Source organism: Cypionkella sp. (genome assembly GCF_028290025.1).
Classification (GTDB): Bacteria; Pseudomonadota; Alphaproteobacteria; order Rhodobacterales; family Rhodobacteraceae; genus Cypionkella.
Window position 1 is genome coordinate 1 of record NZ_JAQGKQ010000104.1, and the last position, 17,085, is coordinate 17,085.

Here is a 17,085-nt window from a genome sequence, read left to right on the forward strand (position 1 = left end):
AGGGCGGCGACCAGCAACGGATAGCAGGCGAATACGGAGTTGCTTTCGATCAGGCCGAGTTTGACGAAGGCCACGAACATGGCGCAGACCTCGGCGACTAGGATCAGGCCGCGGGCGATTTGCTGGAGGGGGAAGCGGGTGCGGGCGGCGGCGCGTAGGCCGCCGGGTGTGCGGGCGGCCATTGCTATGACGAAGGCGGCGAAGGCCCAGAACCGGAGCATCACCACCATATAGACGTTATAGCTGCCGCCCAAATGGCGCGAGATGCCGTCTTGCAGGGCGAAAATGACGGTGCTGCCGATCATCAGCCAAATGCCGAGGCCGATGTTTTGTTGGGTTTTCATAGGGATACCTTGGAAACGGCAGGAGCTTGCCACAACGCATAAATCCCGGCGGCGATGATAAGGGCGGCGCCGAGCACAACAGGTAGTGCGAGTGTTTCATCAAAGAAGCTGACGCCGATCAGCGCGATGAACACGAAATGCAGATAAGCGAAGGGTTGCACGGCGGAAGCCTCGGCGACTTCATAGGTTTTTTGCAGCAGCCAGTTTGAGAGGATGGAGATTACGGCATAGGCGGCGAAGATTGGGTAGTCTTGTGGTTGGATCGGGTGCCAGTGCGGCAAGCCTAGGGCTGTCATCAGGATTGCGCCCAAAAAGGCGGGCCAGAAAAAGCTGGCGAAAAACGGCTCATCTCGGGCGGTGAGGCGGGTGAGCACGCTGTAGGCGGCGAAGAACAGCGCGGTGATCAGCGGCAGCAGGGCGGGCCAAGAGAATACCGCTTGGCCGGGGCGCAGGATAATCAGGACGCCGATCAAGCCGACGCCGACGGTGGCCCAGCGTTGCCAAGTGAGGCGTTCGCCGAGGATCGGGCCGGAGAGGGCGACGACGATCAGTGGGCAGACCGCGAACACCGCATGGGCGTTGATCAGGCCGATCAGGGTGTAGGCGTAGACCATGACGCAGATTTCGACGACGAGCAGGATGGCGCGCAGGGCTTGGGCTATCGGTCGGTTGGTGCGGAGGGCGGCGCGGATGCCCTCGGGTCGGCGCAGGGCGAGGGTCATTACGAAGGCGGCGAACACCCAATAGCGGATCATCACCACCATCAGGGTATTGTATTGGCCAGCGAGCAGGCGCGAAAATGCGTCTTGCACCGCGAAGGCCGCAATGGCTGCGATCATCAACAGGATGCCCTTGCGGTTGTTCATCGTAGTTTTCCTGCGGACATATGTTTTTTGCGGCCATGGCCGGGGCGTCTGGTGACTTGGAAGCCCGCATCCTGCAGCGCTCGGCGGACATGGCCTGCGGCGGTGTAGGTGGCGAATGTGCCGTTGGGGGCGGTGTGGCGGGCGACTTCGTTCAGAATTTCGGGGGACCAGAGCTCGGGGTTTTTGGCGGGGGAAAAGCCGTCGAGGAACCATGCGTCGGCTTTATCGGGCCATTGGGCGAGGGTTTCGCGGGCGTCGCCTATAATGATTTCGACTTGGATTGGCCCGAATTGGAACTTGGTTTGGCCAAGGCTCCACGCGGCGAGGAACGGGTCGGCTATGGCGCGGGCCTCGGGGAAGTGGTCGAGGGCGCGGGCGATGTCTGTGGTGGCGAGGGGGAAGGCTTCAAAGCTGGTGAAGCGGGTCGGGGTTTGGGCGATGAGGGATAGGGCGAGCAGGTTGAGGCCGGTGCCGAAGCCAAGTTCGGCGATATGAAAGCCGGGGGTCAGGCGGGCGGGGAGATCGTTGCCTTGCAGGAAGACGTGGCGGGTTTCGGACAGGCCATCGTTTTGCGAGAAATACGGATCGTCGAAGCGGGTCGAGACCGGGATCACGCCGTCTTGCCAAGTCAGGGCTGATTGTGGGGGAGTGGTCATTGTCATATGCCCTGGGTCGGGCGGACCATGGGCAAGGCGGGGCGGAATGGCAAGGGTTGATCTGACGGTGCGCGGGGCGGGAATCTTCGGATTATCGGTGGCATGGGAAGCAGCGCGGCGGGGCGCGAAGGTGCGGGTGATTGAGGCGGTGGGCGTCGGAGCGGGGTCTTCGGGCGGCATTGTCGGGGCGCTGAGCCCGCATGTGCCGGAGAACTGGAATGAGAAGAAGGCGTTCCAGTTGGACAGTTTGCTGATGGCCTCGGAGTGGTGGGCTGCGGTGGAAGCGGCTTCGGGGCTGGTGTCGGGCTATGGTCGGGTTGGGCGGTTGCAGCCGTTGGCGGATCAGGCGGCGGTCGATTTGGCGCGGGCGCGGGGGGTGTTGGCGGAAGATTTGTGGCGAGGGGAGGCGGTATGGCGGGTGGTTCCGGCTACGGGTGGGGCGTGGGAGCCGTTCAGTCCGTCGGGGTGGCTGGTCGAGGATAATCTAAGCGCGCGGGTGCAGCCTCGGCTGGCGTGCGCGGCTTTGGTGGCGGCGATTGGGACGGCCGGGGGTGAGGTTATCGTGGGCGAGGCGGAGGAGGTTGGGCCTGTTGTGTGGGCAACGGGGCTGGCGGGGTTGGAGGCGCTGGGGTTGGATTTGGGGCGGGTTGTTGGTGGCGGCGTGAAGGGGCAGGCGATTTCGTTGCGGTATCCGGCGGAGGGGCTGCCGCAGTTGTTTGCGGGCGGGCTGCATGTGGTGCCGCATGTCGATGGGACGGTGGCGATTGGGTCTACGTCGGAGATGGTTTGGAGCGATTTAGGCGTCGATCATCAGGTGGAGGCATTGCACGCTCGGGCGGTGGCGGCTTTGCCGGTGCTGGCGGGGGCTGAGGTTGTGGAGAGATGGGCGGGGGTGCGACCTCGGGCGAAGTCTCGCGCGCCTTTGTTGGGGGCTTGGCCGGGGCGGGCGGGGCATTTCATTGCCAATGGCGGGTTCAAGATTGGGTTCGGGATGGCTCCGAAAGTGGCGCAGGTGATGGTGGATTTGGTGTTGGAGGGGCGGGATATGATCCCGCAGGGGTTTCGGATTTAAGGGAGTGCCGCGCGTGGCCGGATTAATTGTGTTATAGAATCAATGAGAGACATGCTGCGTTAACCGGGTGTTCATTCTTTGATGGCAGCGTGTGGGTATCGGGTGAGCCTCCGGCGGGGATATTTATGAATAGGTGAAATCATAAGGACGACGGTTTTTGGGTCATCCTCTGTGCTTAAATATCCCCGCCGGAGGCATCGCATTTTCAGGCGGAGTCAGGCCAGTAATCGCGTGCCTTGGGTGCCGCGGATGGTGGCGGTTAGGATTTGGCCTTCGGGGTGGTCGGCCTCAAAGGCGACTTCGGTGAATTGTTCGGTGCGGCCCATGCGGGGGCCTTCTAGCAGGATGCGGTGAGATTGGCCGAGTTGAGCGGTTAGGTGGCGCTTTAGGGCGGTGTCTCCGGCAGAGCGGAGGCGGGCGGCGCGGGCTTTGATTTCTGGGCCTTGCAGTTGCGGCATACGGGCGGCGGGGGTGCCTTTGCGGGGGCTGAACGGAAAGACGTGCAGGAAGGTTAGGTTGCAGTCTGTGATCAGTTTAAGGGAGTTTTCGAACATGGCTTCGGTCTCGGTCGGAAAGCCTGCGATGATATCGGCACCGAAGATCATGTCGGGGCGGAGTTTTAGGGCGTCTTCGCAGAAGCGGATGGCGTCGTCGCGCAGATGGCGGCGTTTCATGCGTTTCAGAATCATGTCGTCGCCTGCTTGAAGCGACAGGTGCAGGTGGGGCATTAGGCGGGGTTCGGTCGCGATGGCCCCCATCAGCGCGTCGTCGGCTTCGATGGAGTCAATGGAGGAGATGCGCAGGCGGGGCAGGTCTGGGACTAAGCGCAGGATGCGCATCACCAGATCGCCGAGGCGCGGCGTGGCGGGGAGGTCTGCGCCCCATGAGGTGAGGTCCACTCCGGTCAGGACGACTTCGTTGAAGCCTTTGTCCACGAGGCGTTTGATCTGTTCGATCACCACGCCTGCGGGGACCGAGCGGGAATTGCCGCGACCGTAGGGGATGATGCAAAAGGTGCAGCGGTGGTCGCAGCCGTTTTGCACCTGAACATAGGCGCGGTGCCGGCCGAAGCCGTCGATCAGGTGGCCAGCGGTCTCGCGGACGGACATGATGTCATCGACTTGCACCTTTTCGGTGATGCCGATCAGGTCGGGGGCTTTCAGGTTGGCCCAAGTTGCGGCCTGCATCTTTTCGGTGTTGCCGATGACTTTCGTGACTTCGGCCATGGCGGCGAAGGTTTCGGGCTCGGTTTGTGCGGCGCATCCGGTGACGATGATCTGCGCGCCGGGGTTCTCGCGAGCGAGTTTGCGGATTTCCTGTTTGGCTTTGCGCACGGCCTCGGCGGTGACGGCGCAAGTGTTGATCACCACAGCGCCTTCGATGCCTGCGGCGGCGGCAAGTTCTTTCATCGCCTCGGTTTCATAGGCGTTCAGGCGACAGCCGAGCGTGGCGAAGATCGGTGGTTTCAGGAGGGGGGCGTTCATAGGGCTGCCAAGTAGGCGGCGGTGAGGCTGCCGTTGAAGATGTGGGCGGTGGGGGCGGTGAGAGATGCGCCGTCGTCACGCCAAATGACGTTGGGGGTGCCTTTGTTAGCTTTTTCGGTGACGGGGCGTCCGGTCAGGCTGCGCAAATGAGCGGCGACCACGGCGGCGGAGCCGCGTTTGATGCCGCGCGGATGAGTTGCGACTACGATGGCGAAAATCCGGGTGTTTAGGATGGGGGCGTTCATAATGCGGCCAAGGGGGCAGCGGCGAAGCTGCCGTTTAAGGTGTGGGCGGTGGGGCCGGTGAGCGATACGCCGTCGTTGCGCCAATCGATGTTGAGGGTGCGACTGTCGGCTTCTACTGTGACGGGGCGTCGGGCAAGGCCACTCATATTAGCGGCGAAGACGGTGGCGAACCAGCCTGTGAGGCCGCGCAAATGAGTGGCGACCAAAGTGGCGCAGATCGGGGGGTTTAGGATGAGGACGTTCATATTGCCGCCATAAATGCGGCGGTTAGGGTGCCGTTAAAGATGTGGGCGGTGGGGCCGGTGAGCCATACACCGTCGTCGCGCCAATCGACGTTTAGGGTGCCGCCGTCGGCTTCCACTGTGACCGAGCGCCCGGTAAGGCCGCGTAGATGGGCGGCGACGACGGTGGCGCAGGTGCCGGAGCCGCAGGCTAGGGTGATGCCTGCGCCGCGTTCCCATACGCGCATCCGCAGGTGGTTGGGGGCGATCAAGTGGGCGTATTCTACGTTGGTGCGCTCGGGGAACAGCGAGTGATGCTCGATGGTGGGACCGTCGGTCGTGAGGTTTATCGCTTCGGCATCCGCGACGAAGAACACGCAATGCGGGTTGCCCATGCCTACGGCGGCGGGGTCGCCGGGAAGCGGCAGGTGTAGGGTGTCGGTGGCGTGTGACAGCGGGACTTCCGACCAGTCGAGTTGGGGGTGGCCCATGTTGACCGAGATGCGGCCATCTTGTTGGCGGATCGCGTGAAGGGTTCCGCGTTCGGTGGTCAGGGTCAGCGCGTCGCGGCCGAGTTCGTTCATCATATAATCCGAGACGCAGCGGGTGGCGTTGCCGCAGGCTCCGGCGCGGCTGCCGTCGCTGTTCCAGAAATCCAAAGCGAGATCGGCGGCTTGCGAATCGCGAATCTCGGCCAGTTGGTCAAAGCCAGTGCCACGGTGGCGGTCGCCCAAGGCTTGCGCCAGTTTGGCCGTTACCACGGCATCGCGGCCACGCGAGTCGATGATGACAAAGTCATTTCCAGCGCCATGCATCTTCATAAACGCTATGGCAGTTGGGGTTTGGGGCGGCGTAGCGGCATTTTCCATCCGCTGCATATACGCCGCAGCGCAGCTTTTTGCCAGAGGCGGACGTTTTGTCTCTTGACCCTATCCGGCCCGCACCCTAATCAGCGCGACAGTTGTGGGCCGGTAGCTCAGTTGGTAGAGCAGCTGACTTTTAATCAGCGGGTCACAGGTTCGAGTCCCGTCCGGCTCACCACCACAACTAAAGGGCCTGACCGGGAACGGTTGGGCCCTTTGTATTTGCTGCATCATGTCAGAGATATGACTGTCGGTGTGCTGTCTGCGGCGCGCGCAAAACTGCGGCGCTGCGGCCACGGATTGCGGTGAAAAGTGGCGAAGTCTTTGGCGTATTCAGACTGGTCGCAAATGATCTATCCCGACTCGAAGGCCCGTGTTTTAGTGGCTTGGTAAGGTGCCATCTGAGAGGGTGGAGAATTGGGAAGCCGGTGCGATACCGGCGCTGCCCCCGCAACGGTGATGAGACGTAAGGTGTGACAGGAGGCCACTGGAGCGCAAGCTTTGGGAAGGTGTCATGCCGGGGCTTTTGGCCCAGTTTCGCAGCCCGGAAACCAGCCTTACACCGGAAAGACCAGCCTAGGGCTTGGACGTTTGCGTTCAGGTCAGCCAATGCAACCGTTCCACGCGGGGAGGCGTGGACCCAAGAGGTGCCAGATGTTGAATCCCGCCGAAATCCACGCCGAACTGGGCGCTCGCCGTAAAGATTACGCGCTGAGCCATGCGCTTTACTGCGATGAGGGCGTTTATAACGCGGACCTCGCGCAGATCTTTTACCGCGAATGGCTCTTTGCAGCGCCCGCCGCGACGTTGCCGAAAGCTGGGGCGTTTATGACCATGCAGGTCGGCGCGTATCCGGTGGTGTTGACGCGTGGCAACGATGGGATGATCCGGGCGTTTCATAACGTCTGTCGGCATCGTGGGCAAAGATTGTGCGCTAAGGAAACCGGGTCGGGGCCAAAGCTGGTCTGCCCGTATCATCAGTGGACTTATGATCTGGACGGCAAGCTGCAATATGCGCGGGATATGCAGGAAAGCTTTAACCCTGCAGAGCATAGCCTGAAGAAGCTGCACTGCGTCGATCTGGGCGGGATGGTGTTTATTTGTCTGGCCCAAGTGCCGCCGCCGATTGCGGAATTGGCGAAGACGGCGATGAAGTATCTGGCTCCGTCGGGTTTGAAAGATGCCAAGGTGGCGTTTTCCTCGACGATTGTGGAAAACGGCAACTGGAAGCTGGTGATCGAGAACAATCGCGAGTGTTATCATTGTGGTGGCGCGCATCCGTCGTTGTGCCGGACGTTCTCGGACAATCCGAAGATCGGCGCAATGAATGGGCCGAATGAGGCCAGCGCGGAGATTTTGGCGCATTGGACGCGGTGTGAGGCGGCTGGTTTGCCATCGCGCTTTACCCATGATGCGGCGATGCAGTGGCGGTTGGCGCGGGTGCCTTTGCTGAACAATGCCGAAAGCTACACGATGTCCACCAAGGCGGCGGTATCGAAGCGCTTGGGCACGATGCCGTTTAATGACGCGGGCAGTTTGCTATTTTACCACTATCCGAACACCTGGAACCACTTCCTTGGCGACCATGCGATTACATTCCGGGTGCTGCCGATCTCGGCGACGCAGACGCAGGTGACGACGACTTGGCTGGTGCATAAGGATGCGGTTGAGGGCGTGGATTACGATTTGCCGACGCTGACCGATGTTTGGATGCACACCAATGACGAAGATCGTCAGGTGGTCGAAGAGAACCAGAAGGGTATCTTGTCGCCAGCTTATGAGCCGGGGCCGTATTCGACGATTCAGGAAGAAGGCGTGATCCAGTTCGTTGATTGGTATTGCAACACGATGACCGAGCGGACTGCTCCTAAAACGGCGATGGCGGCGGAATAAGTTATGGCGCAGAAAGGCCTGAACTGGTCAACCGAGCCTTGGAACGACAGCCAAATGCTGGAATGTTCGATGGTGGTGCCAGAGAATGACGACACCGCGACTTTTGCGTTTCGCGCGCCAACCGGGGCTTGGTTTGATTATCAACCGGGACAGTTCATCACCTTAGACCTGCCCGTTGACCCTAAGAGGGGTGCTGCTGGCAATGTGCAGCGGACTTATACGCTGTCGTCGTCGCCGTCGCGGCCGTTGTCGATCACCATTACGGTGAAGGCGCAAAGCACCTCGATCGGCACGCGCTGGATGTTGGAGAACCTCAAGCCGGGGATGCAGATCAGGGCGTTTGGTCCGGCGGGTATTTTCAGCTTTCACCGCCACCCGGCGCAGAAATATCTGATGATTTCGGCAGGCTCGGGCATCACGCCGATGATGTCGATGACGACTTGGGCGTGGGATTCAGGCGAGATGCCGGACATTGTGTTTGTCCATGCCGCCAAGCGCCCGTCTGAGATTATATTCCGTGAACGGTTGGAGCAGTTTGCCAACCGCGTGCCGGGGTTGCAGTTGCGCTTTACCGTTGAGGAAAGCGATCCGTTCCGGGCTTGGCCGGGGTATAAGGGGCGCTTGAGCCAGATCATGCTGGGGCTGATGGCGCCGGATTATCTGGAGCGCGAAGTGTTCTGCTGCGGACCAGAGCCGTTCATGCAGGCGGTGCGCGAGATGCTGCAAAGCCTTGGCTATGACATGACGCGGTATCATCAGGAAAGCTTTGGGCTGGCGGTTGGCACCGAGGCCGAAGCGCCTTTGCTGGACGATGTCTCGCCGGGTGAGGGCGTCTTGGCCGAGATCACCTTTGCCGGTAGCGGCTTGGTGGTGGCATGTGGTCAGACCGATACGGTGTTGGCAGTGGCAAAGCGCGCTGGGCTGAACATCCCGTCGGGTTGCACCTTTGGGCTGTGTGGCACCTGCAAGGTCAAGAAACTTTCGGGCGAAGTGCATATGGTGCACAACGGTGGCATCTCGGATGATGATATTGCCGAGGGTTACATTCTCGCCTGCTGTTCAAACCCGATGGGCCGGATTTCGGTGGCAGTATAGGGTTGTGCATTTGTTATTGCCCGGTTCGCCAATAGGCAAACCGGGCAATGAGTCATTGCTTTGGTTTGCCGCCCAAGATGAAGCTTAGCACTGCGGCGCCAATCGCCGGACCCCAAACTTCAAGCGTGCTGCCGTTGGCTTTAATCTCGGCCATAAGCGCGCGTGCGGCTGGCGATTGTAGCGGGCTGGCGGTGCGCAGTTTGGCGCGACCGATTGCGCCAAATATCGCAGCCAACAGGACGCCCGCAACGCCGATCAGCAAAGCGGCGGCAATCGGGCCAAGCATATGCGCCAGCCAAATCCACAAGGCGGCGGCAAAGCCGATGAAGCCTATGAGGCCAAAGATCACCGCGGCTGTGAATAAAGCCGAGGCTTGGCCGATTTTGCGCAAGGCGTGGGCGCAGGCAAGCCGCACCGCGAGAAGCAACACTGCAAACATCTAGCGCCGCCCGAATATCAGGCCGAGCAGCAGACCAATGCCGCCCACGATTGCAAACGCTTGCACCGGGTTGCGGCGGGCATGATCTGTCAGTTCGTTGAGCTTGGCTTCAGCGGTCTGCGACAGATCAGACAGGCCATTGGCACCGCCATCGCGCAGCGCGTCGGCTTTGGCCATTAATGCCGCGCGCAGGGTGGCGGCACTGGTTTGGCTCAGATCGCCCAAAGTTGACATGATGTGAGTGAAATCGTTGCGCAGAGCGGCAATCTGAGATTCGAGCTGGTTAAGATCTTGGTCAAATGTGGGTTTGGACATGTTCACCTCTTAAGCGACGGTTTTGACGCGACGGCGAGCCATGATCCGCGCTGCTTGCGGCGAAGGCGCGGGCACGGTTTTTGCGGAACCGCGCTGCCAGACAGCTTCCATCGCGGCGTCAATACTGGTTACGGCAAAGTCTGCGCCAATTTCCTCGGCTTCGGCAAGCTTTTGCGGTGAAACGGTCATCAAATGCCGCAGATTACCAGAGGTTTTGGCGAGGTCCGTGGGCATCTGCAAGATCACCACGCCGACTCGCAAGCCAGGAGAGGCGCGCTTGATCCGACGTACATGCAAAAGCGAGGCGCGGGTGGTGCGGGCATCGAGATAGCAGAGCAGCAGGCAATCGGTGTTGGCAGTATCAAGGGCCGCAAGACGAGAGGGCACCAGATCGAGATGCGGGTAGGATTTAACCTCGGCACCTTCGGATTGCAGCACTTGGGCCAGAACGGCGGCGGCGGCATCGTCGATTGGCGTGCGCCCGCCGATCACGCCCAGCCGGAGGCCCGCACCGGGCAGTGGACCAGGTTCTGCCACCTGCGCTTCGGTTTCAGCGGAATCGGCAAGGTCATGCACAACTGAAAGCGCAACAGCAGCCAGACGGTCTTGCTGTGCCGCAGTCAGCAGGCCCCGATCTGCATCATCTTGGGCGAGCAACAGGGCGGGGATCATAGTGCCTTGATAGTAATCTGAAATATGCTGTTCCTCAATCGCTTCGGTGGCACCAAAGGTCGCCTCCATCGCGTCGCCTGCGAGCATACGTTGGTACAGTTTGGCGTGGGGGGCGAGCACCGGTTCGTCGCCAAACAGGATGTCGAACAGCGCGAATTGTGGGATGTGGCGGCCCAAAACCACCAGGCAAACGGTGAGCGGGGTCGAAAGGATCAGGCCCATTGGCCCCCACAGGAAGGTCCAGAATATCGCGGCGACGATGATTGCGAGCGGGCTTACGCCGGTGCGCGAGCCGTAAAGGTAAGGCTCTACCACGTTTGAGGTGATCATTTCGACCGTTGCGAAAAGCGCGCCTGTCCACAGCACGGCAGACCAGTCGGCGGAGACTGCGAAGGATAGGAACAGCGGAAAGGCGGCGGCCAGCACCGAGCCGATGTAGGGTACAAAGCGCAGCACCAGTGTCAGCATTCCCCAGAGCGCGGCGTTTGGCACACCGATAAAATAGAGGCCGACGCCGATTGGCACTGCATAGATCATATTCACCAGAAGCTGCACTTGCAGGTAGGTTCCAACACGCCCGCCGGCTTCCTCTAGCACTTGCGTGGTGCGATAGAGATCGTTGGAGCCGACGAGGCGAATGAAGCGATCACGCAGCGCCTCGCGTTCCAGGAGCATGAACACCACCACGACGATGACAAGGCCAACGGTGGCAATGGGACTGATCAGCGGAAGCACGAGGTTTTCGAGAAACGTCAACGCGTTGCCAGATTGAACCACCTCGACAGGCATCGGTTTGGCGGCCCCACTTGGCAAAGCCGCGCCGATTTCAGAATTGATCGCCGTGATCATGTCCGACAATCTGGAGGCTAGGCCATGCTCACCGCCAGTGGCTTTCAGACCCTCGACTTTCGCTAGGATGTTAGACTGAAACGTGGGCAGGTTTTGCGCCAGTTGCGCCAGTTGGCTGGCAACCATGAACGAAAACGCAGCGATTACGGTGAAGGCGGCGGCAACCACGGCCAGTACGGTCCACAAAAGCGGCATACCGCGACGGCGCAGCGCGGTCACCAGCGGCGACAGCGCAAAGGTGATCAGCATCGCGATGGACAGCGGCAAGAACACGTCTTGCGCGATGAAAAGCACCACGGCCACACCAACTACGGCAGTCAGCTGCCCAACGGTGATACGCGAGGCGCTGCCCGGTTGCTGTTGAATTGGCGTCAGATCGGCCCCAGACATATGCGCACCTTTGGAACAAAAATAACAAGCGCCTATGGTGTGGCGTCGGGGCATGAAGTCAAGCCTGCCGTAACAATGCGGCGGTGGGGGTTTGGTTCCCGGAGATGGACGCTGCGCTAGACCGAAACCTCGGCGCGCAGGTCTTCGCGGGTGAAATCGGCGCGGGAGCCGGATTTGGCGACGGCTCCACGTCGCAGCACATAGAACTGGTCGGCGAGGTTGTAGGCGAAGTCGAAATACTGCTCGACAAGGATGATCGCCATATCGCCTTTGCCCTTCAGGTATTCAATAACGCGGCCAATTTGTTGGATGATGTTGGGCTGGATGCCCTCGGTCGGCTCGTCCAGTAGCAGCACTTTCGGGCGCATGATCATGGCGCGGGCGATGGCGAGTTGTTGCTGTTGGCCGCCGGAGAGGTCTCCGCCGCGGCGTGCGGTCATGTCTTTGAGAACGGGGAACAGGTCGTAGATCTCCTGTGGGATTTTATGCTCGGGTTTGGGCAGCAGGGCGAAGGCGGTTTCCAGGTTTTCTTTGACTGTCAGCAGCGGGAAGATCATGCGGCCTTGTGGCACAACTGCCAGACCGCGCTGAGCCATGTCTTGCGGGCGGAGTTTTCCGAGGGTTTCGCCATCTAGTTCGACGGTGCCAGCAGAACGCATATGGGTGCCTGCAAGGGCTTTCAGGAAGCTGGTTTTACCGACGCCGTTTGTCCCCATGATGCAGGTGACTTCACCGGCTTTGGCGGTGAAATCAATGCCGTGCAGGATTTGTGATCCGCCGTAATGCAGGGTCAAGCCAGTTGTTTTGATCATCATCCGCGCCCTAAATAAACGTCAATCACGTCTTGGTTTTTCGTCACATGGTCAAGCGAGCCTTCGGCCAGAACCGAGCCTTCATGCAGCACCGTCACGCGGCAATTCAGGCGGCGGACGAATTCCATATCGTGTTCGACCACCACCACGGCGCGGGTTTTGGCAATGTCTACCAGCAATTCGGTGGTCTTTTCACGCTCGGCCAGCGTCATGCCAGCCGCGGGTTCATCGACCAGCAGCAGGCGGGGTTCTTGCGCCAGTAGCATGGCGATTTCGAGCCATTGTTTTTGGCCGTGGCTGAGTTCGCCTGCCTTGCGCGGCAGATGGTCTGCGAGGCCGACTTGGGCGGCGAGAGCTTCGATGCGGGCATGGTCGGCGGGCTTGCTGCGCCAACCCAACACGCGCCACGGGCTGCGGGCGGCTTTCAGGGCGAGGGTGAGGTTTTCGGTGACGGTTTGATCCTCGAACACCGTGGGGCGTTGGAATTTGCGGCCAACCCCGGCGCGGGCGATCTTGGCTTCGGACAATTTGAGGAGGGAGGCGGATTTCTCGCCGAAGGTGACTGTGCCAGAGTCGGGTTTGGTTTTACCGGTGACGATGTCCATGAAGGTGGACTTGCCAGCGCCGTTGGGGCCGATGATGGCGCGCAACTCGGCGGGGCCGATCGAGAAGGTCAGGTTGTTGATGGCGCGGAAGCCGTCGAAGCTGACGGTGACGCCGGAAACTTCAAGAAGTTGGCTCATTCCACGGCCTCTTTCTCTTGCAACGAGCCTTGGTCGGGGCCGAGGGGCGCGCCTTTGCGGTCGGGTGCGCGTAGGCCAGCGAAGGCGTCGAACAAGCCGCCGATGCCTTTGGGGGCGAACAATGTGACGCAGACGAAGGCGGCACCGAGCAGGACTTGCCACCAATCGACCCAGTTGATCGTCATAAAGCCAAGCGGAATTGAGGGGGCGCGGCCGCCGGTGAACCAGCTTGACAGCAGCGAGACAACGGCTGCACCGATGACGGCTCCATACAGGCGGCCACGGCCACCGATGGCGACCCAGACGGCGAGGTAGATCGAGGCGATGGGGGCGAGTTCGGCGGGGTTGATGATGCCGGCTTGCGGGTAATAGAGCGCGCCTGCGAGGGCGACGATCACGGCGGTGAGGGTGAAGACGAACAGTTTGTAGCCTTCGACCGAGTAGCCGAGGAAGCGCACGCGGGCCTCGTCGTCGCGGATGGCGCGAATGACGGAGCCGAACTTGCCGGAGACGATCCAACTTAGGGCGAGGTAGGCAAGCCCTAGGGCGGCGGCGGAGGCCCAGAAGAACCACAGGCTGATGGTGTCTTGGCTGACGGCATCGAGGCCGGGCAGGTTTTGCAGGCCGGAAAGGCCGTTGTTGCCGCGTAGGCCGGAGTCGTTTTGGAACAGGTAGAGGGCGAGGGCGAGGGTCATGGCTTGGGTCAGGATCGACAGGTAAACCCCCGTGACGCGACTGCGGAAGGCGAGCCAGCCGAAGATTAATGCGAGGAGGCCGGGGAGGGCTACGACGAGGATCAGTTGTAGGGGTAGGCTGTGCGCGAAGCTCCAGATCGCTGGCAGATCGGACGCGCCGACGACGCCGAAGATTTGTGAGGCGATGCCTTGCTGAATTTCCTCGGGTGTGGCGGGCAGGCCGGAGTTCATCAAGGAAGCGACGACGATTTCCTCGGTGCGGGCATACATCAGCCACATGCCGATCATGTAGCCGCCGAGGGCGAAAAACGCCATGTGGCCAAGCGACAGGATGCCTGCATAGCCCCAGATCAGGTCCATCGCGAGGGCGGCGAGGCAGAGGCAAAGGGTTTTGCCGAGGGTTTTCACGAAGGAGGTCGACATCAGGCCGTAGTGGGCGGCGAGGGTCACCGCGATGGTGAACAGGGCGAGGCAAGCGATGAAGATCAGCAGCGACGGGGTGCGGGTTAGGAAAGAGCGGGTCATGGCGTTTCCTTGGCCGATGGCTGGGGGCCAGCCCCCAAGCCCCCGGGATATTTATAAGCAGATGAAATAGGATAGGGGTGTTGCATGGTTAATCTCCTGCCGCGCGGCCTTTGAGGGCGATGATGCCTCTGGGGCGGAATTGGATGAACAGGATGATGAACAGGATCATGTAGGTTTGGGCGGCGAGGGTGTTCGAGGGGTTGAAGAACTCGATCAGTTTTTGCAGCCCGCCGATCATGGTGGCCCCGGCGAGCGCGCCCCAGATGTTGCCGACTCCGCCGACGACCACTGTCATAAACGACTGCACGATGTAGTCGGTGCCGAGTTCCGAGGTGACTTTGGCAAACAGGCCGATGGCGACGCCTGCGATGCCCGCGATGCCGGAACCGAGGCCGAAGGTCAGCATGTTGATGCGGTCGGGGTTGATGCCCATGCTGGCGGCCATCGTCGGGTTTTGGGTGACGGCGCGGACTTCAAGACCCAAACGGGTGCGTTTCATCAGCCAGAGGAAGAAGGTGAGGAACAGCAGGGCGAGCACGAAGATCGCGATGCGGATGTAGCTGATTGAGACCACATCATTGAACGAAAGTGCGCCGTCGAGCCATGCGGGGGAGGTTAGCGGGCGGGCTTGGGTGCCGAAGACGTTTTTCAGGATTTGCTGCAGGGCGATGGAGATGCCGAAGGTGGCGAGCAAGGTTTCTAGAGGGCGTTTGTAGAGGTGACGAATGATCAGACGCTCCATCGCGACACCGGCGGCGAAGGTGACTGCGAAGGCGAGAGGGAGGGCGATCAGGATCGAGGCGGTGTAGTTGGGGACGTAAAGTTGCACGACGTAGCCGGTGTAGGCGCCCATGGTGATGAACTCGCCGTGGGCCATGTTGATCACGCCCATGACGCCGAAGGTGATGGCGAGGCCGATGGCGGCGAGGAAGTAGATCGAGGCGAGCGAGAGGCCGTCTAGCGCGAGGTCGGCGGCCTGCATGGCGGCGACTTTGTGGCCGATGGATTTGAGGGCGGCGCTCGCGGCGGCTGTGACGGCGGGGTCGGGTTCTGTGTAGATATCGTAGAAGTGGTGGGCTTTCAGGGCAGCGGCTGCCTCGTCATCGGTGGCGGCTTGTGGGACGGTGCCTGCGGACTCTAGCGCCGTGTAGGCGCGGTCACGGGCGGCTTGGGTGTTCAGCTCAGCGAGGGGGACGCCACCGACTGCGCCGTTTACAAGGTTGGCAATCAGGGCAGTGCGGGCGGCGGCGATGGTGAGGCGGGCGGGGGCTAGGTTGGCGGCGACTAGGAGGTCGTAGGCTTCGGTTTCGGTGAGGTCGCGGCCGGGTTTGAGTTCTCGGGCGATGTTGCTGGTGGGCGGTTCAGCTGAGGCGAGTTTTGTTGTTGCCAGCAAGGGGTTTAGCGCGCCACGCAGGTCTAACCCTAGGTCTGCGCCGAAGCTGTTGATCGCGACGATGCGGGCGGCGGAGTCTTGGTCGAAGCGCAGGGTCAGCAGGCGTTCGAGGCGTTGTTTTTGGGCTTTTAGGGTGGCGTCGGGTTCGTTGACTATGGCGGCGCGGAGGGGGGTCAGAGCCTCGGGTTTGGGGTCTTTGGCGATGGATTCCAAGGCTGCGGCGCGCTTGGTGGCGTCGGGGTCGGAGAGGGTGAATTGCACCAAGGCGGTGGCGATCATGCCGCGCACGCCTGCGTTGGGTTTCAACTCGGTTATGTCGGATTTGGCGGCTTGGCCTGCGGCTGCTCCGGTCAGATCGCGCAGGGCGTAGCCACCTTCGTTGGCGGTGATCAGGAAGAAGATGCCATCGGATTTGCGGATGCCGAGGCCCTTTTCGGCCCATGCGGCGAGGATTGTGCTGACGGTTGGATCGCCGCTGGCCCCCAAGGCGTCAATCACCGGGGCGATGGTTTGGCGCGAGGCTTTTTCGACCAAGGCGGCGTTGGCGGAGAGGATTTCGGCGGCGGTTTCGGCGCGTAAGGGGGCGGCGAATAGCAGTGCGAGAAGGCAGGCCAGCAAAAAGCGCATGAGGGATTTCCGTTTGTTGGCCGAAAGGATCGTTTGCAAAGCGGAGGGGCCGGGTGTCCCCTCCGCCTTAGTCATTCGGCTTAGTAGTTCGACTTCATCTGCACGCAGGTTTTGGTTTCTTTGTTATACATGCCGCATTTCAGGTCTTTCCAATCGGCTTCCAGCACTGCGGACTCAGGCAAGAAATCGGTCCAAGCGTCGCCGGCAACTGGCTCGGTTTGGGAGATGATGTCGAACTGACCATCGGCGCGGATCTCGCCGATCAGCACAGGTTTGGTCAGGTGGTGGTTCGGCAGCATCTCGGCCACGGTGCCGGTCAGGTTCGGGAACTTTTGGCCGATCATCGCATCCGACACAGCATCCACATCGGTGGTGCCAGCGGCGGTTACCGCTGCAACCCACATGTTGAAGCCGATATAATGGGCTTCCATCGGGTCATTGGTTGGGCGTTTGTCGTCTTTGATATAGGCGTGCCACTGCTCAATAAAGGCTTTGTTTTCTGGGGTATCGGCGGACATGAAGTAGTTCCAAGCCGCCAAGTGACCGACTAGGTTCGAGGTATCGAGGCCCGCAAGTTCTTCTTCGCCAACCGAGAATGCGCAAACGGGAAGTTTATCGGCGGTGACGCCAGCCGCTGCGAGTTCTTTGTAAAAGCCGATGTTGGCGTCGCCGTTGATGGTCGAAATAACGCCGACTTTTTTGCCGTCTGCGCCCAAAGCCACCACGTCACCAACGATTTTCGACCAATCGGAATGGCCGAACGGGGTGTAGTTGACGAAGATATCTTCTTTGGCGATGCCTTTGGAGACGAGGTAAGCCTCAAGGATATTGTTGGTGGTGCGCGGGTAAACGTAGTCCGTGCCGAGCAAAGCGAATTTTTTCACGC

General features: G+C 60.9%; 17 protein-coding genes, 1 tRNA gene, 1 pseudogene and 1 riboswitch. Of the genes and pseudogenes, 4 read left to right on the plus strand and 15 right to left on the minus strand.

From position 1 onward, the window contains the following. The 3 genes and pseudogenes from JWS10_RS18500 to mnmD all read right to left on the minus strand — a co-directional run. Positions 1-344: pseudogene (locus JWS10_RS18500) on the minus strand (EamA/RhaT family transporter); the annotation flags it as partial. After that, positions 341-1,210 (minus strand): DMT family transporter, encoded by an 870-nt coding sequence (locus JWS10_RS18505; protein WP_299509273.1) that lies wholly within the window; start codon positions 1,208-1,210, stop codon positions 341-343. The pseudogene JWS10_RS18500 and the gene JWS10_RS18505, both read right to left, overlap by 4 nt. Then, positions 1,207-1,866: a tRNA (5-methylaminomethyl-2-thiouridine)(34)-methyltransferase MnmD gene (gene mnmD, locus JWS10_RS18510; protein WP_299509274.1), complete on the minus strand. Its 660-nt coding sequence runs from the start codon at positions 1,864-1,866 to the stop codon at positions 1,207-1,209. The genes JWS10_RS18505 and mnmD overlap by 4 nt, the downstream gene beginning before the upstream one ends. A gap of 46 nt (positions 1,867-1,912) precedes the next feature. Here mnmD and JWS10_RS18515 point away from each other — a divergent pair, with 46 nt between their 5' ends. Further along, positions 1,913-2,938, plus strand: a complete 1,026-nt coding sequence (locus JWS10_RS18515) for an FAD-dependent oxidoreductase (RefSeq protein WP_299509275.1) — start codon at positions 1,913-1,915, stop codon at positions 2,936-2,938. 215 nt (positions 2,939-3,153) lie between these two features. Here JWS10_RS18515 and mtaB read toward each other — a convergent pair whose 3' ends face one another. The 4 genes from mtaB to dapF are packed head-to-tail and all read right to left on the minus strand — an operon-like array spanning position 3,154 to position 5,757. Next, positions 3,154-4,407: a tRNA (N(6)-L-threonylcarbamoyladenosine(37)-C(2))-methylthiotransferase MtaB gene (gene mtaB, locus JWS10_RS18520; protein WP_299509287.1), complete on the minus strand. Its 1,254-nt coding sequence runs from the start codon at positions 4,405-4,407 to the stop codon at positions 3,154-3,156. An 11-nt stretch (positions 4,408-4,418) separates the two neighbouring features. Beyond that, on the minus strand, positions 4,419-4,667 hold the full coding sequence (locus JWS10_RS18525) for a hypothetical protein (RefSeq protein WP_299509276.1): 249 nt from the start codon (positions 4,665-4,667) through the stop codon (positions 4,419-4,421). Next, positions 4,664-4,912 (minus strand): hypothetical protein, encoded by a 249-nt coding sequence (locus JWS10_RS18530; RefSeq protein ID WP_299509277.1) that lies wholly within the window; start codon positions 4,910-4,912, stop codon positions 4,664-4,666. Before JWS10_RS18530 ends, JWS10_RS18525 begins: the two co-directional genes overlap by 4 nt. Continuing rightward, positions 4,909-5,757: a diaminopimelate epimerase gene (gene dapF, locus JWS10_RS18535; protein ID WP_299509288.1), complete on the minus strand. Its 849-nt coding sequence runs from the start codon at positions 5,755-5,757 to the stop codon at positions 4,909-4,911. The genes JWS10_RS18530 and dapF overlap by 4 nt, the downstream gene beginning before the upstream one ends. A 96-nt stretch (positions 5,758-5,853) precedes the next feature. Here dapF and JWS10_RS18540 point away from each other — a divergent pair. The 3 genes from JWS10_RS18540 (at position 5,854) to JWS10_RS18550 (ending at position 8,739) form a co-directional block, all read left to right on the plus strand. Next, positions 5,854-5,929, plus strand: a tRNA-Lys gene (locus JWS10_RS18540). Positions 5,930-6,126: 197 nt separating this feature from the next. Beyond that, a riboswitch (cobalamin riboswitch) is annotated at positions 6,127-6,326 on the plus strand. Positions 6,327-6,405: 79 nt separating this feature from the next. Then, positions 6,406-7,644 carry an aromatic ring-hydroxylating dioxygenase subunit alpha gene (locus JWS10_RS18545; protein ID WP_299509278.1) on the plus strand — a complete coding sequence of 413 codons (1,239 nt, stop codon included), beginning with the start codon at positions 6,406-6,408 and terminating at the stop codon, positions 7,642-7,644. A gap of 3 nt (positions 7,645-7,647) precedes the next feature. Continuing rightward, positions 7,648-8,739 carry a hybrid-cluster NAD(P)-dependent oxidoreductase gene (locus JWS10_RS18550; RefSeq protein ID WP_299509279.1) on the plus strand — a complete coding sequence of 364 codons (1,092 nt, stop codon included), beginning with the start codon at positions 7,648-7,650 and terminating at the stop codon, positions 8,737-8,739. Between the two features lie 52 nt (positions 8,740-8,791). On the opposite strand, the gene JWS10_RS18555 is transcribed toward JWS10_RS18550, so the two are convergent. From JWS10_RS18555 to JWS10_RS18590, 8 genes are all read right to left on the minus strand, one after another. Further along, positions 8,792-9,178: a phage holin family protein gene (locus JWS10_RS18555; protein ID WP_299509280.1), complete on the minus strand. Its 387-nt coding sequence runs from the start codon at positions 9,176-9,178 to the stop codon at positions 8,792-8,794. Then, positions 9,179-9,493 carry a hypothetical protein gene (locus JWS10_RS18560; protein ID WP_299481459.1) on the minus strand — a complete coding sequence of 105 codons (315 nt, stop codon included), beginning with the start codon at positions 9,491-9,493 and terminating at the stop codon, positions 9,179-9,181. It abuts the gene before it with no gap. 9 nt (positions 9,494-9,502) lie between these two features. Continuing rightward, entirely contained in the window at positions 9,503-11,404 is a 1,902-nt protein-coding gene (locus JWS10_RS18565; RefSeq protein WP_299509281.1) for an AI-2E family transporter, read from the minus strand. Positions 11,405-11,520: 116 nt separating this feature from the next. Continuing rightward, complete coding sequence (urtE, locus tag JWS10_RS18570) at positions 11,521-12,219, minus strand: urea ABC transporter ATP-binding subunit UrtE (protein WP_299509282.1); 699 nt, start codon at positions 12,217-12,219, stop codon at positions 11,521-11,523. Beyond that, positions 12,216-12,959, minus strand: a complete 744-nt coding sequence (gene urtD, locus JWS10_RS18575) for an urea ABC transporter ATP-binding protein UrtD (protein ID WP_299509283.1) — start codon at positions 12,957-12,959, stop codon at positions 12,216-12,218. Before urtD ends, urtE begins: the two co-directional genes overlap by 4 nt. Then, positions 12,956-14,179, minus strand: coding sequence for an urea ABC transporter permease subunit UrtC (gene urtC / locus JWS10_RS18580; protein WP_299509284.1), 1,224 nt, complete (start codon positions 14,177-14,179; stop codon positions 12,956-12,958). Before urtC ends, urtD begins: the two co-directional genes overlap by 4 nt. Before the next feature lie 88 nt (positions 14,180-14,267). Beyond that, complete coding sequence (gene urtB / locus JWS10_RS18585) at positions 14,268-16,199, minus strand: urea ABC transporter permease subunit UrtB (protein WP_299509285.1); 1,932 nt, start codon at positions 16,197-16,199, stop codon at positions 14,268-14,270. Positions 16,200-16,279: 80 nt separating this feature from the next. Continuing rightward, on the minus strand, positions 16,280-17,085 hold an 806-nt coding region (locus tag JWS10_RS18590), incomplete at its 5' end, for a transporter substrate-binding protein (protein WP_299509286.1).